Annotated in this window: 23 protein-coding genes and 4 tRNA genes; 18 read left to right on the top strand and 9 right to left on the bottom strand. The window is 60.6% G+C overall.

Going from position 1 to position 22,671, the window contains the following annotated elements:
* Window positions 1-4 precede the first annotated feature (4 nt).
* The gene (gene fkpB / locus JN524_RS20620; RefSeq protein ID WP_177325639.1) at window positions 5-442 is read left to right on the top strand and encodes an FKBP-type peptidyl-prolyl cis-trans isomerase; all 438 of its coding nucleotides are present in this window, start codon (window positions 5-7) and stop codon (window positions 440-442) included.
* Window positions 443-676: 234 nt separating this feature from the next.
* A complete protein-coding gene (gene ispH / locus JN524_RS20615) occupies window positions 677-1,621 on the top strand; it encodes a 4-hydroxy-3-methylbut-2-enyl diphosphate reductase (protein WP_202370532.1) in 945 nt (314 codons plus the stop codon).
* Here the strand turns inward: ispH and JN524_RS20610 are convergent.
* Window positions 1,587-2,144: a GspH/FimT family pseudopilin gene (locus tag JN524_RS20610; RefSeq protein ID WP_202370531.1), complete on the bottom strand. Its 558-nt coding sequence runs from the start codon at window positions 2,142-2,144 to the stop codon at window positions 1,587-1,589. The genes ispH and JN524_RS20610 overlap by 35 nt on opposite strands.
* 131 nt (window positions 2,145-2,275) lie before the next feature.
* Here JN524_RS20610 and JN524_RS20605 point away from each other — a divergent pair, with 131 nt between their 5' ends.
* Genes JN524_RS20605 through thiO form a run of 7 tightly spaced genes read left to right on the top strand, consistent with a single transcriptional unit; the run spans window position 2,276 to window position 9,041 of the window.
* Window positions 2,276-2,749, top strand: coding sequence for a GspH/FimT family pseudopilin (locus JN524_RS20605; RefSeq protein WP_135296591.1), 474 nt, complete (start codon window positions 2,276-2,278; stop codon window positions 2,747-2,749).
* The gene (pilV, locus tag JN524_RS20600) at window positions 2,746-3,195 is read left to right on the top strand and encodes a type IV pilus modification protein PilV (protein WP_202370530.1); all 450 of its coding nucleotides are present in this window, start codon (window positions 2,746-2,748) and stop codon (window positions 3,193-3,195) included. The genes JN524_RS20605 and pilV overlap by 4 nt, the downstream gene beginning before the upstream one ends.
* Complete coding sequence (locus JN524_RS20595) at window positions 3,192-3,905, top strand: PilW family protein (protein WP_202370529.1); 714 nt, start codon at window positions 3,192-3,194, stop codon at window positions 3,903-3,905. The genes pilV and JN524_RS20595 overlap by 4 nt, the downstream gene beginning before the upstream one ends.
* A gap of 11 nt (window positions 3,906-3,916) precedes the next feature.
* The gene (locus JN524_RS20590; protein ID WP_202370528.1) at window positions 3,917-4,396 is read left to right on the top strand and encodes a pilus assembly PilX family protein; all 480 of its coding nucleotides are present in this window, start codon (window positions 3,917-3,919) and stop codon (window positions 4,394-4,396) included.
* Window positions 4,383-7,466: a pilus assembly protein gene (locus tag JN524_RS20585; RefSeq protein ID WP_202370527.1), complete on the top strand. Its 3,084-nt coding sequence runs from the start codon at window positions 4,383-4,385 to the stop codon at window positions 7,464-7,466. The genes JN524_RS20590 and JN524_RS20585 overlap by 14 nt, the downstream gene beginning before the upstream one ends.
* 15 nt (window positions 7,467-7,481) lie before the next feature.
* Window positions 7,482-7,883: a type IV pilin protein gene (locus tag JN524_RS20580; protein ID WP_202370526.1), complete on the top strand. Its 402-nt coding sequence runs from the start codon at window positions 7,482-7,484 to the stop codon at window positions 7,881-7,883.
* Between the two features lie 57 nt (window positions 7,884-7,940).
* On the top strand, window positions 7,941-9,041 hold the full coding sequence (thiO, locus tag JN524_RS20575; RefSeq protein ID WP_202370525.1) for a glycine oxidase ThiO: 1,101 nt from the start codon (window positions 7,941-7,943) through the stop codon (window positions 9,039-9,041).
* A gap of 82 nt (window positions 9,042-9,123) precedes the next feature.
* Here thiO and JN524_RS20570 read toward each other — a convergent pair whose 3' ends face one another.
* The 4 genes from JN524_RS20570 to JN524_RS20555 form a co-directional block, all read right to left on the bottom strand.
* Window positions 9,124-10,470, bottom strand: coding sequence for a sigma-54-dependent transcriptional regulator (locus JN524_RS20570; RefSeq protein ID WP_202370524.1), 1,347 nt, complete (start codon window positions 10,468-10,470; stop codon window positions 9,124-9,126).
* Window positions 10,467-12,056, bottom strand: coding sequence for an ATP-binding protein (locus JN524_RS20565; RefSeq protein ID WP_202370523.1), 1,590 nt, complete (start codon window positions 12,054-12,056; stop codon window positions 10,467-10,469). The genes JN524_RS20570 and JN524_RS20565 overlap by 4 nt, the downstream gene beginning before the upstream one ends.
* Window positions 12,046-12,279: a PP0621 family protein gene (locus tag JN524_RS20560; protein ID WP_097089235.1), complete on the bottom strand. Its 234-nt coding sequence runs from the start codon at window positions 12,277-12,279 to the stop codon at window positions 12,046-12,048. The genes JN524_RS20565 and JN524_RS20560 overlap by 11 nt, the downstream gene beginning before the upstream one ends.
* 127 nt (window positions 12,280-12,406) lie before the next feature.
* The gene (locus JN524_RS20555) at window positions 12,407-13,429 is read right to left on the bottom strand and encodes an outer membrane protein assembly factor BamD (protein ID WP_027612809.1); all 1,023 of its coding nucleotides are present in this window, start codon (window positions 13,427-13,429) and stop codon (window positions 12,407-12,409) included.
* 151 nt (window positions 13,430-13,580) lie between these two features.
* Between JN524_RS20555 and rluD the strand changes: the two genes are divergently transcribed.
* From rluD to JN524_RS20520, 7 genes are all read left to right on the top strand, one after another.
* Complete coding sequence (rluD, locus tag JN524_RS20550) at window positions 13,581-14,543, top strand: 23S rRNA pseudouridine(1911/1915/1917) synthase RluD (protein ID WP_007963852.1); 963 nt, start codon at window positions 13,581-13,583, stop codon at window positions 14,541-14,543.
* Complete coding sequence (pgeF, locus tag JN524_RS20545) at window positions 14,540-15,262, top strand: peptidoglycan editing factor PgeF (protein WP_134787357.1); 723 nt, start codon at window positions 14,540-14,542, stop codon at window positions 15,260-15,262. Before rluD ends, pgeF begins: the two co-directional genes overlap by 4 nt.
* Before the next feature lie 131 nt (window positions 15,263-15,393).
* Window positions 15,394-17,958, top strand: a complete 2,565-nt coding sequence (clpB, locus tag JN524_RS20540; protein ID WP_007963856.1) for an ATP-dependent chaperone ClpB — start codon at window positions 15,394-15,396, stop codon at window positions 17,956-17,958.
* Window positions 17,959-18,254: 296 nt separating this feature from the next.
* Window positions 18,255-18,330 (top strand) — tRNA-Asn (locus tag JN524_RS20535).
* 9 nt (window positions 18,331-18,339) lie between these two features.
* A tRNA-Pro gene (locus JN524_RS20530) sits at window positions 18,340-18,416 on the top strand.
* 5 nt (window positions 18,417-18,421) lie between these two features.
* A tRNA-Lys gene (locus tag JN524_RS20525) sits at window positions 18,422-18,497 on the top strand.
* A 97-nt stretch (window positions 18,498-18,594) separates the two neighbouring features.
* Window positions 18,595-18,671: transfer RNA gene (locus JN524_RS20520), tRNA-Pro, on the top strand.
* Window positions 18,672-18,842: 171 nt separating this feature from the next.
* Here JN524_RS20520 and JN524_RS20515 read toward each other — a convergent pair.
* From JN524_RS20515 to JN524_RS20500, 4 genes are all read right to left on the bottom strand, one after another.
* Window positions 18,843-20,141, bottom strand: coding sequence for an NAD(P)/FAD-dependent oxidoreductase (locus JN524_RS20515; protein WP_047600277.1), 1,299 nt, complete (start codon window positions 20,139-20,141; stop codon window positions 18,843-18,845).
* 63 nt (window positions 20,142-20,204) lie between these two features.
* Entirely contained in the window at window positions 20,205-20,378 is a 174-nt protein-coding gene (locus tag JN524_RS20510; protein ID WP_003228304.1) for a DUF3094 family protein, read from the bottom strand.
* Between the two features lie 51 nt (window positions 20,379-20,429).
* Complete coding sequence (locus JN524_RS20505) at window positions 20,430-20,957, bottom strand: MOSC domain-containing protein (protein WP_202370522.1); 528 nt, start codon at window positions 20,955-20,957, stop codon at window positions 20,430-20,432.
* Complete coding sequence (locus JN524_RS20500) at window positions 20,954-21,580, bottom strand: DUF1780 domain-containing protein (RefSeq protein ID WP_003228301.1); 627 nt, start codon at window positions 21,578-21,580, stop codon at window positions 20,954-20,956. The genes JN524_RS20505 and JN524_RS20500 overlap by 4 nt, the downstream gene beginning before the upstream one ends.
* A gap of 117 nt (window positions 21,581-21,697) precedes the next feature.
* On the opposite strand from JN524_RS20500, the gene JN524_RS20495 reads away from it, so the two are divergent.
* Together JN524_RS20495 and JN524_RS20490 are read left to right on the top strand one after the other, a co-directional pair.
* Window positions 21,698-22,387: an energy-coupling factor ABC transporter permease gene (locus JN524_RS20495; protein ID WP_202370521.1), complete on the top strand. Its 690-nt coding sequence runs from the start codon at window positions 21,698-21,700 to the stop codon at window positions 22,385-22,387.
* A gap of 65 nt (window positions 22,388-22,452) precedes the next feature.
* Window positions 22,453-22,668 carry a hypothetical protein gene (locus JN524_RS20490; protein WP_003228298.1) on the top strand — a complete coding sequence of 72 codons (216 nt, stop codon included), beginning with the start codon at window positions 22,453-22,455 and terminating at the stop codon, window positions 22,666-22,668.
* The last annotated feature ends 3 nt before the right edge of the window (window positions 22,669-22,671 follow it).

Raw genomic sequence — 22,671 nt, 5'->3', positions numbered from 1 at the left:
GGTATTGGCTGAGCAACGCATCGGCCAGAACACGGAAGTCACTTTGCACTTTGCATTGCGCCTGGAGAACGGCGACACCGTCGACAGCACGTTCGACAAGGCCCCGGCGACCTTCAAGGTCGGCGACGGCAACCTGCTGCCGGGTTTCGAAGCGGCATTGTTCGGCTTCAAGGCTGGTGACAAGCGTACGCTGACCGTTGAGCCGGAAAACGCTTTTGGCCAGCCGAACCCGCAAAACGTACAGATCATCCCGCGTTCGCAGTTCGTCGACATGGAACTGTCGCCGGGTCTGCTGGTGATCTTCAACGATGCGGCCAATACTGAGCTGCCGGGTGTGGTGAAAGAGTTCGATGACGCGCAAGTGACTATCGACTTCAACCACCCGCTGGCCGGCAAGACGCTGACCTTTGACGTCGAGATCATCAACGTCAAAGCGATCTGAGTAACACTGCAAAACCACTGTGGGAGCGGGCTTTTGTGGTGAGGGGATTTATCCCCAATGGGGTGCGAAGCGCCCCCGAATCTGATCACCGCGATTCAGAACCGGAAAGCGTTGACTGTTTTGACGATTGCTTCGCAATCGATCGGGGATAAATCTCCTCGCCACAACAGGCTCGCTCCCACAATGTTTTCAACCGTTTTCGCTATTTCTTGCGCGCAAGACACGAGGCACAGCATGCAAATCAAACTCGCCAACCCCCGTGGCTTCTGCGCCGGCGTGGACCGGGCGATCGAAATCGTCAACCGCGCTCTGGAAGTCTTCGGGCCGCCGATCTACGTGCGTCATGAAGTGGTGCACAACAAGTTTGTGGTCGAAGACCTGCGCAACCGTGGCGCGATCTTCGTCGAAGAACTGGATCAGGTGCCGGACGATGTCATCGTGATCTTCAGTGCCCACGGCGTTTCCCAGGCCGTGCGCAATGAAGCCGCCGGCCGTGGCCTGAAGGTTTTCGACGCCACTTGCCCGCTTGTGACCAAGGTGCACATCGAAGTCGCCAAGTACAGCCGCGACGGCCGTGAGTGCATCCTGATCGGCCACGCCGGTCACCCGGAAGTTGAAGGCACCATGGGCCAGTACGACGCCAGCAGTGGCGGCGCGATCTACCTCGTCGAAGACGAGAAAGACGTAGCCGAACTGCAAGTGCGTGACCCGGAAAGACTGGCGTTCGTGACCCAGACCACCCTGTCGATGGACGACACCAGTCGCGTGATTGATGCCCTGCGCACACGTTTCCCGGCCATCGGTGGTCCGCGCAAGGACGACATCTGCTACGCCACGCAAAACCGTCAGGACGCGGTCAAGCAACTGGCCGACGAATGCGACGTGGTGTTGGTGGTGGGCAGTCCGAACAGCTCCAACTCCAACCGACTGCGCGAACTGGCCGAACGCATGGCCACGCCGGCCTACCTGATCGACGGCGCCGAAGACCTGCAGAAGAGCTGGTTCGAGGGTGTCGAGCGCATCGGCATCACCGCCGGTGCTTCCGCGCCGGAGGTATTGGTGCGCGGCGTGATCCAGCAGTTGCAAGCCTGGGGTGCGACCGGTGCCGACGAGCTGGCCGGCCGCGAAGAGAACATCACGTTCTCTATGCCGAAAGAGCTGCGCGTCCGCTCGATCTAACGCTCTTCTTCAGGCACAGCGCCTGCTCAGCCTTCGCGCTGGTCAGGCGCACCCGGCCAGTTGCCGCCAGTACTACCTGGCGCTGGCTGACCGGCTCGCGTGCCGAACAGATATGTAATGTCCCTGCCTGAAACGCCCGCCCGGGCATCAGTGGTTGTCCCAGACTGCTGAAGCGCACATAACGACTGACCGCCCAATTGCCGACAATCGGTGTCCGCCCGTCACTCGCTTGCTCCACCAGCAGCGGATTGCTGCTGTCCTGCGGCCCCTTGCCGCTGATATCCAGAATGATCCTCCAGCCCTGACTCCAGTCGCCGTTGATGCCATGGATCACCACGCTCTGATTGCGGGTGATGGCCAGGGTGCGGGCGTTGCGAATTCCGTCGAGCAGCGACTGCGCCGCCTGGTCGCGCTGCGTCGATTCGCTGAAGGCGGCAAACGCCGGACTGACCAGCGCCAGAACAATTGCGCCAATCGCCAGTCCCATAAGCAATTCAATCAGGCTGAAACCCTGTTGCGGCATGACAACTCCCTCCGTGGAGCATGAAGCCCGGCGGGATCCTTTTCGCCGGGCAGGGCAAATCAACCGACGCAGGCCGGTTGAATGTTCTAGTTTGTAGAAGCAGGTATAGCCGACGGCAACGGAGGGCATCGATGGATCATCGTACAAAAGGTTTCACGCTGCCCGAGTTGTTGGCTGCGGTAGCGGTGATGGTGATCCTCATCACCCTGGCGGTGCCGGGTTTTACCCGCTCGATCCAGAGCAGCAAGGCCGACACCGAAATGGGCGACCTGCAGCGCGCCATCAACTACGCGCGGCTGGAGGCGATTGATCGCGGCGTGACCACACGCTTGCGCCCGAGCGCCGGCGGCAGCGTGTGGACCGGCGAATTGTCGGTCTACGACAGTACTGGCACACCGGCGAATGTATTGCGGGTTGTTCCAGCGATGAGCAGCGGCGCGACTCTGACGCTACCCTCAGGAGTGACCGCACTGGATTTCAATAATCTGGGCGGTCTGGCGGCGCCGTCGACGGCGGTAGTCATCAGCTACGTGTTGGGAACGCAAAGCAGGACGCTGAACGTGTGTCTGAATGGACGAATTCAATTGGGTGGAAGTTGCGGATGAGGGCAGGGAGCACACAGGCACAGGAGGGCATGTCGCTGATCGAAGTGCTGGTCGCGTTGCTGATTCTGACCGTCGGCATATTGGGCGCGGCAGCCGTTCAAGTGAATGCGCTGAAGTACACCGACAGTTCGCGGATGACCAGTCAGGCGAGCTTCATTGCCTACGACATGATGGACCGCATCCGCGCCAACGCCGCCGCTGATTACACCGTCACGCCGCCGACCTCGGGCAACCTCAGCGTGGCGCGAGATCAGGATCTCTACGATTTCACTACTAACATCGTCAATTTCGGCGGGCCGACCGCAACCGGCACGATCACCCTCAATCAACGGGTGTACACCATCACCATCAACTGGAATGACTCACGGGCGGCGAATGCCACCGGCGCCACGCGCAGTTTCGTCCTGACCAGTCGTGCCACGGTCGATCCGGTGGCCGGCCCATGAAGCGCTCCAATCGAGGTTTCGGCCTGATCGAAATGCTCATCGCCCTGGCGATTGGGCTGATCATCGTGCTGGGCGTGGTGCAGACGTTCCTCGCCGCTAAAAACACTTACGTCAGCCAGAACACCGCTGCCGCGATGCAGGAAGACGCACGTTTTGTCCTGAGCAAGATGATTCAGGAATTGCGCATGGTCGGCATGTTCGGCTGTCTGGGCACGATTACTGATGCGAGCTCGGCAGGGGATTTCACCGCGGCGCAGATCACCCCGATCAGTTGGGACAACAGCAACCTCAAGCTGACTCTGGTTACCGCTGATGTCGGCGGCAGTGGTGGCACGCCGACCTGGACGGTGGTCTCCGATTGCCGCAACAGCGCCACGGCCTATACCGGGTTGCGGGCGGCGGCGAGCGGGCAGATCGCCTTTCCGATCCGCCGCTTGATCTACAGCTTCAGCAACAACCAGATTCTCATGGGCACCGGCAGCGGCACGCCGACCCAACAGGTGTTGGTGAACAACGTCAGCGCGTTCACAGTCATGTTCGGTCTGGCGACGTCCGCCACCGATGTCGCGGCGTCCTCGTACAGCGCCAATCCCAGCGATCCGGCACGCATCCGCAGTGTGCGACTGAGCCTGACCCTCACCGACCCGAACAACCGGGTGGCCAACCAAACCTTCAACGTGGTTGCCGCTTTGCGCAACCGCTTGCAATGAGGGGCGGGCCGATGAGGATGACTTTCGACCAGCGGCAAAACCAGCGTGGCATGGTGTTGCTGGTCAGTCTGGTGTTTCTGTTGCTGCTGACCTTGATCGGGCTATCGTCGATGCAGAGTGCCAATCTGCAGGAAAAAATGGCCGGCAGCGTTAGCCTGCGCAATCAGTCGTTCCAGACCGCCGAGGCGGCGTTGCGCATCGGCGAGAGTGCGGTGCAACTCGACAGTTATTCGCTGGCGGTGTGTGCCAGCACCACGCAGTGTGCACCGCCGGCGGAGTCTGCGGTGGTCAGTGCGGCGGGGCTCAATTCGACTTCCGGGGTCACGTGGATCGCTGCCGGTAATGGCTTTTATGGGGTGCAGAACATTGGCACCACCCTGACGGCGGTCAACGTGCCGAGCAACACGTCGGCGACCCTGTACCGAGTGACCGCTGTCGGCATTGCTGGTACTTCGCGCAGTGTGGTGGAGAGTGTCTATGCGAAGTATTGAGCGCTGCCGGACGTTGTTGGCGGGGATGCTGCTGAGCTTGTATCTGGCGGCGCCGGCGTATGCGTTCACGCCGTCCGATTCGCCACTGTTGAGTGCTGCGGCGGTGCCGCCCAACGTGATGTTGCTGATCGATGATTCCGGCAGCATGAACAGCATCATTTACGCGGCAGGATTCGACCCCGACGTCACGCGTACACCGGCCCGGCAATGTAATGCGTTGCTCGGGCTGTGCCTGAGTTCGACGGCGATCACTGGCGATCCGGTGTTTCTCTCGAACCTGCCGACCTCCGGTTGCTCCGGCGGCGCCTTCGCCTTCTACAACAACAGCGTCGCGCCGTTGTGCCTGAAACTGCCGGATCCGGTGGGCGGCGGCAATACTCGCTACACGGGGGATTACATCGCCTATGTGGTCGGGCTGGCGATCAACAACGGCACCCGCGACTTCACCACCGGGGCGATTCCCAACGACTATCGGATCAACGTCGCGCGCAACGTGTCCACCGCACTGGTCACCAGCAACCGTAACTTGCGCATGGGCCTGTCGACCTTCAACCCGGTGACCAGCAACAACCCCGGGAACGGTGGATACATCGCTCGTTCCATCAGTGATCTGTCGCCGGTCTCCGGCAGCGTGACCCAGGCGCAGGCCGACGCCAACTACAATGCGTTGATTTCGGCGATCGGTGGTTTGGGGGCCGTGGCCAACACGCCGCTGGCAGAAACCTATTACGAAATCACCCGGTACATGCGCGGCATGACGCCGTACTACAACAGCACACCCACCACTTACACCAGTCCGATCCAGTACCGCTGCCAAAAGAACTACGGCGTGGTGATCACTGACGGTTTGCCGACCTACGATCGCACCTTCCCAACCAACGATCCGTTGGGTGGCAGTCGTCTGCCGAACTGGGATGGCATCAATAATGATGGCAACAACCTCAATGGCGATAACGAGGGTGACACGCTGTATCTGGATGACATTGCCAAGTTTGCGTTCGACATCGACATGCGGTCGACAGGTACCGATCTCGCGGGCAAGAGCTGGGGCTCGGCGGATTTTCCCAAGCAGAACATGAACACCTACACCGTCGGCTTTACTGCCGACAACGACATGCTTTCCGACGCCGCTGCCTATGGGCAAGGCAAGTATTACCAGGCCACCGACAGCACCGGCCTCAACACCGCGCTGTCCTCGGCCTTGAGCGACATCACCTCCAAGGCCGGGTCCGGGGGCAGCGGCGTCACCAGCGGCACTACGCTGGCCAGTGGCACCAGTTATTTCCAGACCAGCTACGACCCCAAGGACTGGCGCGGCACGATCAAATCCTTTGGCTTCACTTCGGCTGGCGCGGTGAATACTTCGACAGCCCTGTGGACCACCGATACCACGATCGTGCCGGGCGCGACCGCACCGACTTATCAATCGTGGAACACCACCAGTAACGCCGCCGTGACTCTGGCTTACGGCAACTTTTCCGCGACCCAGCAGACCACGCTGAGCCAGAGCCTGCCCACCGGTATCAGCGGCAGCGATCTGGTGGAGTGGAGCAAGGGCACCAACAAGACCGGGCTGAAAGTGCGCAGCGTGTTGCTCGGCGACATCATCAACTCGCCGCTGGTGCTGGCCTCGCCCAGCGACAAAACCGCCTCCGACCTCTCGGGCGACACCACCTACACCACGTACCTGACCACCAAAGCGGCGAACATGAATTCGAGTCTGGTGGTGAATGCCAACGACGGTTTCGTCAACGTGATCAACTCGGCCAACGGCACCCGGCGTTATGCCTACATGCCGTCCAGCGTGTTGCCGTCGCTGCGGCTGATTGCCGACCCGGCTTACATCAATGGCGTCAGCCACAAGTTTCTGGTGGACGGCCAGGTCGGGGTCTACGACCTTCAGTTCAACAGTGCCTGGAAAACCGTGGCCATCGGCGGCACCGGTGCTGGCGGTAAGACGTTCTATGCGCTGCAACTGTTCGATGCGTCCGCGGGCAATGTGCTCAATGCCCTGTGGGAAGTCAGTGCACCCGCCACGGCGAACACTGCCAACGCATTCAATGATCTGGGTTACGCCTATGCCCGGCCGGAAGTGGCACGCTTGGCCGATGGTCGCTGGGCGGCATTCATTGCCAATGGTTATGGCAGCAACTCCGGGGTGGCGGCGTTGTATGTGCTGGATGTGCGTGACGGTTCGCTGATCAAGAAGATCGTGATCGACAGCACCGAAACCACCAATGGCCTGTCGTCGGTGAAGCTCAAGGTCAATTCTTCCAACGTGGTGCAGGCCGCTTACGGCGGTGACCTGAAAGGGCGATTGTGGAAGTTCGATCTGAGCGCGACGTCGACTGACAGCTGGGGTGTGGCGTTCTCCGGTAAACCGTTGTTCACCACGGCAGGCGGGGCGAGTCAGCCGATCACCGCGCAGCCGCTGCTGGCGGACAATTCGCTGGGGGGCAAACAGATCTTCGTCGGCACCGGCAAATTCAACGAGACCGCCGACAAGACCAACAAGGATCTGCAGGCATTTTATTCGGTGTGGGATGCCGACGGCGGTTCCGGGCAACTGACGGTCAGCAGCCTGCAGGCGCAGGCAGTGACTGGAGTGTTCTCCGGCAGCACCGGGCAGTTCATCACCACTAGCCAGAACGACACGACCTATCCGGGGGAGAAGGGCTGGTACCTGCCGTTGGTGTACAACAACGTGCTGACCGGCGAGCGGGTGATCAATCAGGCCAGTCTGGTGCTCGGACGCATCGTGTTTACCACCGCCAGTGTCGATACCACCGACCCGTGTGCCAATTTCGGCACCGGCAAACTGGTCGAACTCGATGCGTTCAGCGGTAAGATGCTCAACTACGCGGTGCTCGACACCAACGCCGATGGTGTGGTCGACAGCAATGACACGATTTCCAGCGGCGTGGTGTTCACCGGCGGGATTCCGACCCTGAACGCCATCGTCAATGGCGCGACGCGCAAGATCGTCAACGATTCCAGTGGCACCGTCACCACACTGGTGGAAAAATCCGGCGGTGGCAGCCGTCGTATCATGTGGCGACAAATACAGTAAGTGAGAGTTTGAGGCATGCGCAGAGTCAACCAAGGCTTCACCCTGATCGAAATCATGATCGTGATTGCGATCATCGGGATCATCATCACCATCGCCGCACCGAGTTACACCGAATACCTGAAAAAGGGCCGTCGCGCTGAAGTGGTGTCGCTGCTCTCGGAGCAGGCGCAGAGCCTCGAGCGTTTCTATACCAAAAACAACGTCTACACCGGCATCACCGGTCTGAGCACGGGCAATGATTTCTACACCATCACCCCGACAATCGCTGACCAGACCTTCCTGCTGACCGCCACCCGCAAGGCTGGTACTGCCATGGCCACCGACAAGTGCGGGGATTTCACCCTGACCAATACGGGTGTCAGAGGCATGAACAACGCAACCACCGGGCTGACCACCAAGGATTGCTGGGGCCGCTGAGGTACCTTCTCAAGGGCGCCTTTTGCGCCCACTGTCTTTTTTACGGTTGGATCAAACATGACCAGGCAACAGCAAGTGGTGATTGTCGGTGGCGGGGTGATTGGCCTGCTGACCGCCTACAACCTCGCCTCCGAAGTGCGCAGCGTGGTGCTGCTGGATCGCTCGAACGTCGGCCAGGAATCGTCCTGGGCCGGCGGCGGTATCGTTTCGCCGCTGTACCCGTGGCGCTACAGCCCGGCAGTCACCGCGCTGGCGCATTGGTCGCAGGATTTTTATCCACAGCTGGGCGAGCGGCTGTTTGCCGATACCGGGGTTGATCCCGAAGTGCACACCACCGGCCTGTATTGGCTGGATCTGGAGGATGAAGCCGAGGCACTGGCCTGGGCCAAGCGAGAAAACCGTCCGCTGCGGGCTGTGGATATCTCGGCGGCGCACGATGCGGTGCCGGTGCTGAGCGGCGGGTTCTCCCGGGCGATCTACATGGCCGATGTGGCCAATGTGCGTAACCCGCGTTTGGTCAAATCGCTGAAAGCCGCTTTGCTCGCGCTGCCGAACGTGACGATTCACGAGCAATGCGAAGTCAGCGGCTTTGTTCGCGAAGGCGAGCGGGTGGTTGGCGTCGAGACGTCCAAGGGCTTGATCCGCAGCGAGCAGATCGTGCTGACGGCCGGGGCGTGGAGCGGTGATCTGCTCAAGACGCTGGACCTGACGCTACCGGTCGAGCCGGTCAAGGGCCAGATGATTCTCTACAAGTGTGCAGCGGATTTCCTGCCGAGCATGGTGCTGGCCAAGGGACGATATGCGATTCCGCGTCGCGACGGGCACATTCTGATCGGCAGTACCCTGGAGCACGAAGGCTTCGACAAGACCCCGACCGAGGTCGCGTTGCAGAGCCTCAAGGCTTCGGCGGTCGAGCTGCTGCCGGCGCTGGCGGGGGCCGAAGTGGTGGGGCACTGGGCCGGTTTGCGCCCGGGCTCGCCTGAGGGAATCCCGTATATCGGCCGCGTGCCGGGGTTTGAGGGGTTGTGGCTGAACTGCGGGCATTACCGCAATGGCCTGGTGCTGGCGCCGGCGTCGTGTCAGTTGTTCGCCGATGTGATGCTGGGGCGTGCGCCGATTATTGATCCGGCGCCGTATGCGCCAGAGGGCCGCATTTAAGCAAAAGATCGCAGCCTGCGGCAGCTCCTACATTGGAATGCGTTTCCTGTAGGAGCTGCCGCAGGCTGCGATCTTTACAGGCTCAATCCAGACCGAGTTTCTTCAGCCGATAACGCATCGAGCGAAACGACAGACTCAACCGCTGCGCCGCCGCCGTACGATTCCAGCGCGTTTCCTCCAGCGCCTGCAGGATCAGCTTGCGCTCGACGTTCTCCAGATAGTCCTCAAGGTTATCGATTTGCGTCAGGTCGGCAATACCGCCCTCGACCGCGCAATTACCTTCGCTGAGACGTAAATCCGCGGCCTCGATCAACTGGTTTTCACACAGCGTGTGCGCCCGTTCGAGGACGTTTTCCAGCTCCCGCACATTCCCCGGAAAACGGTAACTCTTCAGCGCCTCAAGCGCCTGCGGGTGCAGACGGGCCGCCGCGCGGCCGCTGCCTGCCGCCAGACGCTGGAGCATCTGCGCAGCCAGCACTTCGATGTCATCGCGCCGTTCGCGCAGGGATGGCACGCGCAGTTCGATCACGTTCAAGCGGTAATACAGGTCCTGGCGAAAGCGTCCGGCGGCGACCTCGGCGTCGAGATCCTTGTGGGTGGCGCAAAGAATGCGCACATCGACCACCGCTTCCTGCTGGCCGCCGACGCTGCGCACGGCCTTCTCCTGAATCGCTCGGAGCAATTTGACCTGCATCGACAGCGGCAGGTCCGCCACCTCGTCGAGAAACAGGGTGCCGCCGTGCGCGGCCTGGAACAGTCCGGGTTTATCCTCGACCGCGCCAGTGAAGCTGCCCTTGCGATGGCCGAAAAACTCGCTTTCCATCAGCTCCGACGGAATTGCCCCGCAGTTGACCGGCACAAACGGCTTGCTGGCGCGTGGCCCCTGTTCGTGGATCAGCCGCGCGACCAGTTCTTTGCCGCTGCCCGATTCTCCACTGATGTAGACCGGTGCCTGACTGCGCGCCAGTTTGTCGATCTGTTTGCGCAGATTGCGCATGGGCTGCGAGTCGCCAAGCAGGCGCCGATCTATCGACGATACAGCGCCACCCGCCGCCGGCATGCGCAATGCGGTGCTGACCAGTTCGCGCAGGCGCGTCAGATCAACCGGCTTGGTCAGGAAGTCGAAGGCCCCGGCCTTCAAGGCGTTGATCGCCGTTTCCAGACTGCCGTACGCGGTGATCATCGCCACCGGCAGTTGTGGATAACGTTGCTGGATGTGCTGCACCAGGTCCAGCCCCGTGCCGTCGGGCAGGCGCATGTCGGTCAGGCACAGGTCGAAGGTGTTGTTGTGCAGCAACGCTTGGGCTTCGCCGAGGTTGCGTGCGCTGAAGGTGTCGAGTTTCATCCGTCCCAGGGTGATTTCCAGGAGTTCGCGGATATCCGGTTCGTCGTCGACGATGAGGATTTTTTGCCGTGGGCTCGTGTTCAACTTTGTTTCCGTCCGTGAGCAAAGGTGATGCGAAAGCAGCCGCCGCCTTGGCGTGGTTTGAAGTCTAGGCGCGCCTGGTTGCTTTCGCACAGCTCACGGGACAGATAAAGCCCAAGGCCGGTGCCTTGGCTGCTGGTGGTGAAGAACGGTTCGAACAGATGCGCCTGCTGATCGGGCGGCACACCGGGGCCGTTGTCCTGTACTTCGAGCACCGCCAGCTGACTGTCGGGGTCTATGAACAGTGCCAGCCAGACCTCGGCCTGCTCGTGCAGCAGGGCGCTGTGCCGCCAGCCGTTGCGTAACAGATTGTCGAGAATTTGCGTGAGCTGGTCGGGGTCCATCAATGTGATGAAGTCTCCGGAGTTGATCCGCAAATGAATCGACTGGCGCTCAGTCGCCTGCTCGCGGCTCTCGCAGACGAAGCGTTCCAGCCACGGCTTGAGATCCAGCCGTTGCGGAGCGCTCTGCTGGCGACGCGACAGTTGCAGGACGTTTTCAATGACTCGGTTCATGCGCTGGGAGTGGTCTTGAATAATCTGTGTCAGACGTCGATCCGCGCCATCGAGTTCCTCGGACTCGCCCAATAGCTGCGCGGCGTGACTGATGGCCCCCAGCGGGTTACGGATTTCATGGGCGATGCCGGCGGTCAGGCGCCCGAGCGCGGCGAGTTTGAGTTGCTGGGCTTGCTGGGCGACTTGCGCGAGGTCTTCGAGAAATATCAGGGTCTGCTGGTTCGGGCTCTGTGCGAGGGCGATGAAGTTCGGTTGCAGCTCCAGACCGTTGCCGGGAATCTTCAGGCTCTGCGGGCGCAGGGTCGGGTTGCTCAGCCACAGTTGCAGGCGCTCGACCAGTGCCGGCGAGTAGTCATCGATCAAATGCCCCTCAAGGTGCGACTGCGCCAGCAGGTTTTTCGCGCTGTGATTGGCCAGTTGCACCCGGCGCTGTTCGTCGAGCACCAGAATGCCGGTGCGCATGCGCTGCAGAATCAGGGCGTTGAGGGCCTCGAGGCCGACCACCTCGCTGGCGCGCTGTTCGGCGAGGGTCTCGCTGACTTCCAGGCGTCGAACCAGGCCCTGTACCAGCATCGATGCGGCAAAACACAGGGCGCCGAGGGTCCCGGCTTGCAGGTAATCATTGGCGCTCAGGGGATGGCTGAAACCCAGCAGGAAGCTGGAAACGACAATGCCGAGCGCGCCGATGGCGGCAATGAGCAGGCCGATGCGTCGGCGCAGCAGGGTATTGGCGATCGCCACCGAGACAATCAGCAGGTTGCCGATGGCGCTGGCGACGCCGCCCGCCGCGTAGAACAGGCCGCACAGCAGCAGCACATCGACCAGCGCCAGGCTGAACAGCTGCGCCGGGCGGCGGGTGTTCTCCAGGAACACCACCAGCAGAATGTTCAACACCAGATACAACCAGCTGCCGCTGCGCAGCAGGTCGTCGTCGGCCGACGTCAGCAGGCGGTTGTCCATGTTGCTGGAGATCAGCAACACCAGGGTGATGCCGACGCTTAAACGGTAGAGGTGATAAAGGCGCAGCAGGCGCTGCGCCTGTTTACTGTCGGCGTTGGCGGCCTCAGCGATCACTGGTGCCCGGGCCTTGCTCAAGGTGAGCCTGGCTGCAATACCACTGTTGCTGAAGGTTCAGCGCGCGATCGCGCGGCAGGTGCACGCCGCAATGGGCGCAGCGCACCATCGGCGCGGCGTCATGCTCGCGGGGCGACTGGGCGGAAGCGGCGGGCGCCTTGAATTTGCGCCACAGCCATACCGCAGCGAAAATCAGGACAATCCAGAACAGTAAACGAAGCATGATGGGCGGCTTTTCGGCTAATGATTCGGCAGTTTAGCCAAGGAGCCGGCAAGCGCACAGACTATTAATGCGCTGCAATGAAAAAGGGAGATCCGCAGATCTCCCTTTTTTGTGCCGCCCGGTGTGATCAGTCGAACACGCCGAAGGTCATGTAGCTGAACCACGAACGGTCATCGTTGTTGCCCTCAGCCTCGTGATGTTCTTCCTCGATCACGTCACCGTTTTCGTCTTTAGGCTTGAGCTCGTTCGGAATTGCGTCTTTCGCGTCCTGGAACTGCTTCTGCACGTCCTGGTTGGCGCGGGTTTCTCCCGGCGGCAGCGGTGGACGCGATTCGATCAGACCCAGCGTCGCCTTGCTCAGGAACGAACGGTTGTCGGCTTCGGCGACCGATGGCACGAACTGACCGTCCTGCAGGCTCGGGTGGTTCGGGTAGTTGAGCTTCAGGGTTTCCAGGCTGGTGGCGGCCAGATCGTCCAGGTGCAAACGCTGGTAAGCCTCGGTCATCACCGCCAGGCCGTCGCCGACCGATGGGGTTTCCTGGAAGTTTTCCACTACATAACGGCCACGGTTGGCGGCGGCGACGTAGGCCTGACGAGTCAGGTAGTAGTCGGCTACGTGGATTTCGTAGGCCGCCAGCAGGTTGCGCAGGTAGATCATGCGCTGCTTGGCGTCCGGCGCGTAGCGGCTGTTCGGGTAGCGGCTGGTCAGCTGGGCAAACTCGTTGTACGAGTCGCGGGCAGCGCCCGGGTCACGCTTGGTCATGTCCAGCGGCAGGAAGCGCGCCAGCAGGCCGACGTCCTGGTCGAAAGAGGTCAGACCTTTCAAGTAGTACGCGTAATCCACGTTCGGATGCTGCGGATGCAAACGAATGAAACGCTCGGCGGCGGACTTTGCAGCTTCCGGCTCGGCGTTCTTGTAGTTGGCGTAGATCAACTCCAGCTGTGCCTGATCGGCGTAGCGACCGAACGGATAACGCGACTCCAGGGCCTTCAGCTTGGCTGTGGCGCTGGTGTAGCTGTTGTTGTCCAGGTCAGTCTGAGCCTGCTGATACAGCTCGGCTTCGCTGAGGTTTTCGTCTACGACTTCCTTCGATGAGCAAGCAGCGGTCAATGCGAGGATGGCGATCAGCAGCAGGTGTTTCACTTGCATGGCGGCTTGCGTCCCTATGACGGCCGCTGTCTTGGGCGGGGCCGTCCTGTTATGATGAGCGCCCCGTTGAAAAGCCTCGGGGCAAAAGACGCCGTATTTAACCACAAGCGCGCAGCCGAAACCAAAGGCTGTGCCGACGCCCAGTCAGAGCATGTCCGATAAAATTGAACTTCGCGCAGAGGTGCCGTCCGATTTGGGCGGCCAACGCCTCGATCAAGTCGCCGCCCAACTCTTCGCTGAGCACTCACGCTCGCGCCTTTCCGCCTGGATCAAAGAAGGTCGCCTGACTGTGGACGGGGCGGTCATCCGCCCGCGCGACATCGTGCATGGCGGTGCCATCCTTGAGCTGACTGCCGAGCAGGAAGCCCAGGGCGAGTGGATCGCCCAGGACATCGAGCTCGACATCGTCTATGAAGACGACGACATCCTGGTGATCAACAAGCCTGCGGGCCTGGTGGTGCACCCGGCTGCCGGCCACGCCGATGGCACCTTGCTCAATGCCTTGCTGCACCACGTGCCGGACATCATCAATGTCCCGCGCGCCGGTATCGTGCACCGCCTGGACAAGGACACCACCGGTCTGATGGTGGTGGCCAAGACCATCCAGGCGCAGACCAAGCTTGTTGCCCAGTTGCAAAGCCGCAGTGTCAGCCGGATCTACGAGTGCATCGTGATCGGTGTCGTGACCGCCGGGGGCAAGATCAACGCCCCGATCGGCCGTCATGGTCAGCAGCGCCAGCGCATGGCAGTGATGGAAGGCGGCAAGCCGGCCGTCAGTCATTACCGCGTGCTGGAGCGTTTCCGTTCGCACACGCACGTGCGGGTCAAACTGGAAACCGGCCGGACCCACCAGATTCGCGTGCACATGTCGCACATCAACTTCCCGTTGGTCGGCGACCCGGCGTACGGCGGTCGTTTCCGCATTCCGCCTGCCGCGAACCCGACCATGGTCGAGTCGCTCAAGCACTTCCCGCGTCAGGCGCTGCACGCGCGCTTCCTTGAGCTGGATCATCCGACCACCGGTGAGCGCATGAGCTGGGAATCGCCGCTGCCGGAAGACTTCGTCTGGCTGCTGACCCTGCTCAAGCAGGATCGCGAGGCATTCGTCGGATGAACTGGCTGACGCCGGACTGGCCTGCGCCGGCCAGCGTCAGGGCCTGTGTCACCACCCGCGAGGGGGGTGTCAGCGAGGCGCCGTTCGACAGCCTCAATCTGGGTGATCATGTCGATGATCGCCCGGATGCAGTCGCCGAGAATCGTCGGCGTCTGACCGAACACTTTTCTATACAGCCTGCCTGGTTGCAGCAAGTACACGGGATTGCCGTGGCCCATGCTGATCCGGGCGTGGTTGCCACCGCCGATGCCAGTTGGACGGCGACTCCCGGGATTGCCTGCACGGCGATGACCGCAGATTGTCTGCCGGCATTGTTCTGCAACCGTGCCGGTACTCGCGTCGCGGCGGCTCACGCCGGTTGGCGCGGTTTGGCGGCGGGCGTACTGGAAGCCACTCTAGATCATCTCGACACTGCTGCGGCGGACGTACTGGTCTGGCTCGGCCCGGCCATTGGCCCGAAAGCCTTTGAAGTCGGCCCGGAAGTACGCGAAGTCTTTGTCAATCAATTGCCGGAAGCGGCAGCAGCCTTCGTCCCCAGCCACAATGCTGGCAAGTTCATGGCCGACATCTATCTGCTGGCGCGCCTGCGCCTGGCTGAACGCGGTGTCACTGCGGTTTATGGCGGCGGTTTCTGCACCGTGACCGACCCGCGCTTCTTTTCTTACCGCCGTGCGTCGCGCACTGGCCGTTTCGCCTCCCTTGTCTGGCTCACCCGCTAGACTTGCCTGACCTGAATCAACTCGCTGACGCTTGAATCTCCCAGAATCGACCGCATCTACAGTGGTATCTGGCAGGTTTCTTTATTCAGGATGGTTTTTAGGTCCGGCCTGCTCAAAAGGAAGGTGACCCCATGCGTATAGACCGTTTAACCAGCAAATTACAGTTGGCGTTGTCCGACGCCCAATCCCTGGCCGTTGGCCACGATCATCCGGCCATCGAGCCGGCGCACTTGATGCAGGCCATGCTTGAACAGCAGGGTGGTTCGATCAAACCCCTGTTGATGCAAGTCGGCTTCGACGTCAACAGCTTGCGCAAAGAGCTGACCAAAGAGCTCGACCAATTACCGAAAATCCAGAACCCGACCGGCGACGTCAACATGTCGCAGGATCTGGCGCGTCTGCTCAATCAGGCTGATCGCCTGGCTCAGCAGAAGGGCGACCAGTTCATTTCCAGCGAGCTGGTGCTGCTCGCCGCGATGGACGAGAACAGCAAGCTCGGCAAACTGCTGCTCGGCCAGGGCGTGAGCAAGAAAGCCCTGGAAAACGCGATCAACAACCTGCGCGGTGGTGAGGCGGTGAATGACGCCAACCACGAAGAGTCGCGTCAGGCGCTGGACAAATACACCGTCGACCTGACCAAGCGCGCCGAAGACGGCAAGCTCGATCCGGTGATCGGCCGTGACGACGAAATTCGCCGCACCATTCAGGTTCTGCAGCGTCGCACCAAGAACAACCCGGTGCTGATCGGCGAACCTGGCGTGGGTAAAACCGCGATTGCCGAAGGTCTGGCCCAGCGCATCATCAACGGCGAAGTGCCGGACGGCCTCAAGGGCAAACGTCTGCTGTCGCTGGACATGGGCGCGCTGATTGCCGGTGCCAAGTATCGCGGTGAGTTCGAAGAGCGCCTGAAAGCGCTGCTCAACGAGCTGTCGAAACAGGAGGGGCAGATCATTCTGTTCATCGACGAACTGCACACCATGGTCGGTGCCGGTAAGGGCGAAGGCTCGATGGATGCCGGCAACATGCTCAAACCGGCACTGGCGCGCGGTGAGCTGCACTGCGTCGGCGCTACCACGCTCAACGAGTATCGCCAATATATAGAGAAGGATGCGGCGCTTGAGCGGCGTTTCCAGAAAGTCCTGGTGGACGAGCCGAGCGAAGAAGACACCATCGCCATCCTGCGTGGCCTAAAGGAGCGTTATGAGGTTCACCATAAAGTGGCGATCACTGACGGCGCGATCATCGCCGCGGCCAAGCTCAGCCATCGCTATATCACTGACCGGCAGTTGCCGGACAAGGCCATCGACCTGATCGATGAGGCTGCCAGCCGTATCCGCATGGAGATCGACTCCAAGCCGGAAGTGCTGGATCGTCTGGAACGTCGTTTGATTCAGCTCAAGGTTGAATCCCAGGCACTGAAGAAAGAAAGCGATGAAGCGGCGATGAAACGCCTGGAAAAACTCCAGGAAGAAATCGTTCGCCTCGAGCGTGAATATTCGGATCTGGAAGAAATCTGGAACTCGGAAAAAGCCGAGGTACAGGGTTCGGCGCAGATTCAGCAAAAGATCGAGCAGTCGCGTCAGGAACTGGAAGCGGCGCGCCGTAAAGGCGACCTCAACCGCATGGCCGAATTGCAGTACGGGGTGATCCCGGATCTGGAACGCAGCCTGCAAATGGTCGATCAGCACGGCAAGAGCGAAAACCAGCTGCTGCGCAGCAAGGTGACCGAAGAGGAAATCGCCGAAGTCGTTTCGAAGTGGACCGGTATTCCGGTGTCGAAAATGCTCGAAGGCGAGCGCGACAAGCTGATGAAGATGGAAAGCCTGTTGCATCAGCGTGTGATTGGTCAGGACGAGGCAGTGGTTGCGGTCGCCAACGCGGTACGCCGCTCGCGTGCCGGGCTGGCGGATCCGAATCGTCCAAGCGGCTCGTTTATGTTCCTCGGCCCGACCGGTGTCGGTAAAACCGAGCTGTGCAAGGCGCTGGCCGAATTCCTCTTTGATACTGAAGAGGCGATGGTGCGGATCGACATGTCCGAGTTCATGGAGAAACATTCCGTGGCACGGCTGATTGGTGCGCCACCAGGCTATGTCGGCTACGAGGAGGGTGGTTACCTGACCGAAGCGGTACGCCGCAAGCCTTACTCGGTGATCCTGCTGGACGAGGTCGAGAAGGCACATCCGGATGTGTTCAACATCCTGCTGCAGGTGCTGGAGGATGGGCGTCTGACCGACAGTCACGGGCGCACGGTGGATTTCCGCAATACCGTGATCGTCATGACCTCGAACCTCGGTTCGTCGCAGATCCAGGAACTGGTCGGTGACCGTGAGGCCCAGCGTGCAGCGGTGATGGACGCGCTGACGTCGCACTTCCGTCCGGAGTTCATCAACCGGGTCGACGAAGTGGTGATCTTCGAGCCATTGGCGCGGGATCAGATCGCGGGCATTACCGAGATCCAGTTGGGCCGTCTGCGCAGTCGTCTGGCCGAGCGCGAGCTGAAGCTGGAACTGAGTCCGGAAGCGATGGACAAGCTGATTGCCGTCGGTTACGACCCGGTTTATGGCGCACGTCCTCTCAAACGTGCGATCCAGCGCTGGATCGAAAACCCGTTGGCGCAGTTGATCCTGTCGGGGCATTTCCTGCCAGGCGACACGGCAACCGGCAAGGTCGTGAACGACGAAATCGTTTTCGACTGAGCGGCAACGCCAATGAAATAAGGAAGGCCTCGCTTTGCGAGGCCTTTTTTTCGTTAGGCTGTTGAAGTCTAAGGAAAAGGCTTGTAAAGTGCGCCCCGCAGTCAGTCACCCGCAGCATCTCAGCTCACTGAGCTGAAATCTGAAATAAGTTGCAAATCATTAACTTGAAAGCGATTTAGGGGGTTGACAGAGGTGTTCTAGGTTGTAGAATAGCGCGCCTCAGACACACGAACGCAGTGATGCGAACGGAAGTCTAAGAGCTGTAAGTTTCACCGTTGTAAATTGAAATATGTAGTTCCGTGATAGCTCAGTCGGTAGAGCAAATGACTGTTAATCATTGGGTCCCAGGTTCGAGTCCTGGTCACGGAGCCAATTTCAAACCGGGGTATAGCGCAGTCCGGTAGCGCGCCTGCTTTGGGAGCAGGATGTCAGGAGTTCGAATCCCCTTACCCCGACCATTTTTGGGTCGTTAGCTCAGTTGGTAGAGCAGTTGGCTTTTAACCAATTGGTCGTAGGTTCGAATCCCACACGACCCACCATTTTTGAAACCAGGTAACACTGGGATCGAATCTTAAGATCAGAGGCCAAAAGCGCTGATCGAAGAAGGCGATCTTTGAAAGGTCGCCTTTTTTTTACCGGGGTATAGCGCAGTCCGGTAGCGCGCCTGCTTTGGGAGCAGGATGTCAGGAGTTCGAATCCCCTTACCCCGACCATATTGAAAATCCTCGTATCGAAAGATACGGGGATTTTTTTTGCCCATGAAAAACTCAGGCCCTAAGCAAAATCATTGTAGGAGTGAGCCTGCTCGCGATAGCGGTGTGTCAGTCATGAATGAATTGACTGACCCACTGCTATCGCGAGCAGGCTCACTCCTACAGGGTGGATCAATGTAGCTTCAGGCGTGGCTCGGTGCCGCGACCGATCTTGCTGCCCAGCATCAGCATCGCCGTGCGGAACGGTCCGTACAGCGCCATCTGGTGCATGCGGTACAGCGACACGTAGAACATCCGCGCCAGCCAGCCCTCCAGCATCACACTGCCGGTCAGGTTACCCATCAAGTTACCCACAGCCGAAAAACGCGACAGCGAAATCAGCGAGCCGTAGTCGGTGTACTTGTACTCCGGCAGGGTTTTGCCCTCGATGCGCAGCTTCAGTGACTTGGCCAGCAACGACGCCTGTTGGTGCGCGGCTTGCGCACGCGGTGGCACGTTGCGATCCGAACCCGGTTGAGGGCAGGCGGCGCAGTCACCGAAGGCGAAAATGTTTTCGTCGCGGGTGGTCTGCAACGTCGGCAGCACTTGCAACTGGTTGATGCGGTTGGTCTCCAGGCCGTCGATGTCCTTGAGGAAACCCGGCGCGCGAATCCCGGCAGCCCAGACTTTCAGGCTGGCCTTGATCACGTTGCCATCGGCGGTGATCAGGCTGTCGGCGGTCACTTCGCTGACCGAAGCGTTGGTCATCACATTGACCCCGAGTTTCTCCAGAGTCTTGTGCACCGGGCCGCTGATGCGCTCCGGCAGGGCTGGCAACACCCGTGGGCCGGCTTCGATCAGGGTGATGTGCATGTTTTCCGGTTTGATTCGGTCCAGACCGTAGGCCGCCAGTTCGTGTGCGGCATTGTGCAGTTCTGCCGCCAGTTCGACACCCGTGGCGCCGGCCCCGACGATCGCCACACTGATCTGCTCGACCACATCGGTCTGCCCGGCATGCGCGCGCAGGTAATGGTTGAGCAATTGCTGGTGAAAGCGCTCGGCCTGTTTGCGGGTGTCGAGGAACAGGCAGTGCTGCGCTGCGCCCTGGGTGCCGAAATCGTTGGTGGTGCTGCCGACGCTGATCACCAGCGAGTCGTAGGCCACTTCACGCGCAGGAACCAGTTCCACGCCGTTTTCGTCGTAGGTGGCGGCCAGCTGGATTTTCTTCTGCGCGCGATCGAGCCCGCTCATGCGCCCCAGCTGGAACTCGAAGTGGTTCCATTTCGCCTGGGCAACATAATTGAGTTCATCCTCGGAAGAGTTCAGGGATCCGGCGGCCACTTCGTGCAGCAGGGGCTTCCAGATGTGCGTCAGGTTCGCGTCGACCAGCATCACACTGGCCGTGCCGCGCTTGCCCAGAGTCTTACCCAGACGGGTAGCCAACTCCAGACCGCCGGCGCCGCCGCCGACAATAACAATACGATGGGACATAGGGATCACTCGCAAGGTTTTTAAAGGAAATCGGTGCAATCACCTTCGCGAGCGCAATGCTGCTCATAGCGTCAGGTAACTGATAAGTCGGCTCAGCAGGCCCAGACCAATGGTCACTGCCAGCACCAGCACCAGGAGCATCCACGGCCGAAAAGGCCGGCGCTCGACACGGTGTTGGGACAGTTGCAGGTACTCTTCGACATGCTTTTGGTCTTCGGGGTTCAGGCGGCTGGTCATAAAGGCCTCGTCAGGTAGACGTTGCTGAATGTGCAGAAGCTACAGCGGTTTTCAACCGGGGTTGAACGCAGCATAGCCGCTGTCCGGAACCGGTTCGACAGACACACCGTCGTCGAGGCGAATGATCCCGCTTTGTAACACCCGCGCGGTAATTCCGCCATGCCCGCGCACCGCTTGAAAGGTGCCGGGACCGAGGTTGTTTTGCAGGCGCGCGCAGGGCTGGCACCAACCGGTGGTCTCGAATATTGCCTGACCGATGCGAAAGCGCCGACCCTTGAGACTAAACAGATTGATACCGCTGATCACCAGATTGCGCCGCAGGTCTTCAGCCCGCACGGGTTGATCTTCAGGTCGGCCCATGAGCGCGCTGATCACGGCCAAGTGTTCGAACTGAATCAACGTCACTTGCCGCGCATTGCGCACGCCGGGGCGGGCGTGGTCACCGGTCAATCCGGCTTCGAGCCGTGCCTCGACCGCGTCTAGCTCGATCATCGGGCCGCGAGACTCGGGGCGCACGCCGATCCAGCGTACGCGGCCAGTCTGCGGGACGTCGGCAATCAACTGCTGCAGCGGCGTCACAGGCTGATCCCGACATCGAAGACGATACTGCGACCGAGGTTGCTGCGCAGAAAGTCCGGCGCATCGGGATGGGCGAACAGCACCCGGGCGAAGGTCGGGCCGACCAGCGACAGCGAGCGCCAACCCTGACGCAGATACTCGGTCGGCGGTGGAAAATGGCTGTTGAGGTCCAGCACCTCGCGCTTGAGGCTGGCGAAGGCGATGATGTCCAGTTCGCCCAGATCCATGCCGCGTTCCTTGTAGTTGTGCGCTTTTTTGCGCAAGGTCGGCGCCAGTCGCAGTAAGAATTCATTGGCCGGGATCCGCCGTGGCTTGGCTTCACGACGCACCAACTGGCTGAGGGAAAACGCACTGCGGCGGCGTTGCAGTTCATCGCGCCATTCGTCGTTGAGCCGGCGCCCTTCATCGAGAACGAAGAACACTTCGAAATTGGCATCGCGAAACAGCACGTCCGGCGGCTCGCCGGCGGGGGCGAACTCATCGGCACGGTAGGGAATGTTCAAGCCTTGCAGCAGGCGCTGGCAGACCCAACGCTCACGCTCCCATTTGCGGGCATTGGACAGGAACGCGTTGGCTTGCTCGGCCGCAATGGTCAGCAGGCGTAAGTAATCTGAGTCATCCATAGGCCAAGCTTAGCGTTCAAATGCGACAAGCAGAAAGCTTTGCATCGGCTGATGCCCGGAAGAGGGCGGTGTAGACTCCGATGAAGGAATCAAACCCATGGAGAAGGTAAGGGATTCATGATCGGTGCAGAACTGCTGTCGTCGACGAGCCTGACACTCGGCTGGCTGATTTACCTGCCGGTGCTGTTGTGGGCGATCTGTCGTGCGCCGTGGGTCGAGTTGTTCAGCGACAGTCGTCGTCAGCATCTGCTGTTCGGCACTGTGTTCGCCTTGTTTCTGCTGTGGATGGTGCGCAGGGATTTCGACACCGGGGTTTCTTATCACTTCATCGGTATGACCGCCGTGACGTTGCTGCTCGACTGGCCGCTGGCGATCATCGGCGGGCTGGTGGCGCAGCTCGGGCTGGTGTTGCTCGGGCGTCAGGATCTGGCGGCGGTCGGGGTCAACGGTACGTTGCTGATCCTGTTGCCGGTGTTGATCACCGAGTGCGTGGCGATCCTCGTCGAGCGTGCCCAGCCGCGAAATCCGTTTGTGTACATCTTCTGTTCCGGGTTCTTTGCGGCGGCGTTGTCCGCATTGCTGTGTCTGACGCTGAGTCTGGGCCTGCTCTGGTACGACGGTCTGTTCGCCATGCCGGAATGGCTGGAAGACTTCATCGGCTACCTGTGGCTGCTGATCTTTCCCGAAGCGTTCATCAACGGCATGGTGATCAGCGCGCTGGTGGTGTTCAGCCCCGAGTGGCTGGAAACCTTCAACCGCACCCGCTACCTTTCGGCGCCGTGGAAGGACGACGACCCCAAGTCTTGATCCACATCAAATCCGTCATCCACGCGGCATTTCATGCTCGGCCAAATTCCTTCAGGAGCAGCGGCATGAGTGTTTACGAGTGGGCGAGGCAGGAGACGCGGCAGAGTCTGGACATGGCGCTGGAGGTGGGCTTCGATCCGGGCCTGAGTCTGCGCGCCTTGCTCAGCGCGGTGGTGCAACAGAGCAAGACGGTGCGCAACGCCGAAGACCTGGCCGACGAGTTGCGCTTTCTCGCGGAAAACCTCGACGACGATCAGGACTACGGCTTCATGCGGCCCTGATCG

The sequence above is a fragment of the Pseudomonas sp. MWU318 genome (genome assembly GCF_016756945.1).
GTDB lineage: Bacteria > Pseudomonadota > Gammaproteobacteria > Pseudomonadales > Pseudomonadaceae > Aquipseudomonas > Aquipseudomonas putida_A.
The sequence above is the reverse complement of the archived record's forward strand: the minus strand, read 5'-3'. Positions and strand labels throughout refer to the sequence as shown.

Coding starts and splice junctions, on each gene's coding strand:
- JN524_RS20585 (WP_202370527.1), top strand. CDS start 4,383: ATGCGAAGTATTGAGCGCTGCCGGACGTTGTTGGCGGGGATGCTGCTG.
- thiO (WP_202370525.1), top strand. CDS start 7,941: ATGACCAGGCAACAGCAAGTGGTGATTGTCGGTGGCGGGGTGATTGGC.
- ispH (WP_202370532.1), top strand. CDS start 677: ATGCAAATCAAACTCGCCAACCCCCGTGGCTTCTGCGCCGGCGTGGAC.
- JN524_RS20500 (WP_003228301.1), bottom strand. CDS start 21,580: ATGGATGACTCAGATTACTTACGCCTGCTGACCATTGCGGCCGAGCAA.
- JN524_RS20605 (WP_135296591.1), top strand. CDS start 2,276: ATGGATCATCGTACAAAAGGTTTCACGCTGCCCGAGTTGTTGGCTGCG.
- JN524_RS20495 (WP_202370521.1), top strand. CDS start 21,698: ATGATCGGTGCAGAACTGCTGTCGTCGACGAGCCTGACACTCGGCTGG.
- JN524_RS20555 (WP_027612809.1), bottom strand. CDS start 13,429: ATGCAAGTGAAACACCTGCTGCTGATCGCCATCCTCGCATTGACCGCT.
- clpB (WP_007963856.1), top strand. CDS start 15,394: ATGCGTATAGACCGTTTAACCAGCAAATTACAGTTGGCGTTGTCCGAC.
- JN524_RS20590 (WP_202370528.1), top strand. CDS start 3,917: ATGAGGATGACTTTCGACCAGCGGCAAAACCAGCGTGGCATGGTGTTG.
- JN524_RS20490 (WP_003228298.1), top strand. CDS start 22,453: ATGAGTGTTTACGAGTGGGCGAGGCAGGAGACGCGGCAGAGTCTGGAC.
- JN524_RS20610 (WP_202370531.1), bottom strand. CDS start 2,144: ATGCCGCAACAGGGTTTCAGCCTGATTGAATTGCTTATGGGACTGGCG.
- JN524_RS20595 (WP_202370529.1), top strand. CDS start 3,192: ATGAAGCGCTCCAATCGAGGTTTCGGCCTGATCGAAATGCTCATCGCC.
- rluD (WP_007963852.1), top strand. CDS start 13,581: ATGTCCGATAAAATTGAACTTCGCGCAGAGGTGCCGTCCGATTTGGGC.
- pgeF (WP_134787357.1), top strand. CDS start 14,540: ATGAACTGGCTGACGCCGGACTGGCCTGCGCCGGCCAGCGTCAGGGCC.
- JN524_RS20560 (WP_097089235.1), bottom strand. CDS start 12,279: ATGCTTCGTTTACTGTTCTGGATTGTCCTGATTTTCGCTGCGGTATGG.
- JN524_RS20580 (WP_202370526.1), top strand. CDS start 7,482: ATGCGCAGAGTCAACCAAGGCTTCACCCTGATCGAAATCATGATCGTG.
- JN524_RS20515 (WP_047600277.1), bottom strand. CDS start 20,141: ATGTCCCATCGTATTGTTATTGTCGGCGGCGGCGCCGGCGGTCTGGAG.
- JN524_RS20510 (WP_003228304.1), bottom strand. CDS start 20,378: ATGACCAGCCGCCTGAACCCCGAAGACCAAAAGCATGTCGAAGAGTAC.
- pilV (WP_202370530.1), top strand. CDS start 2,746: ATGAGGGCAGGGAGCACACAGGCACAGGAGGGCATGTCGCTGATCGAA.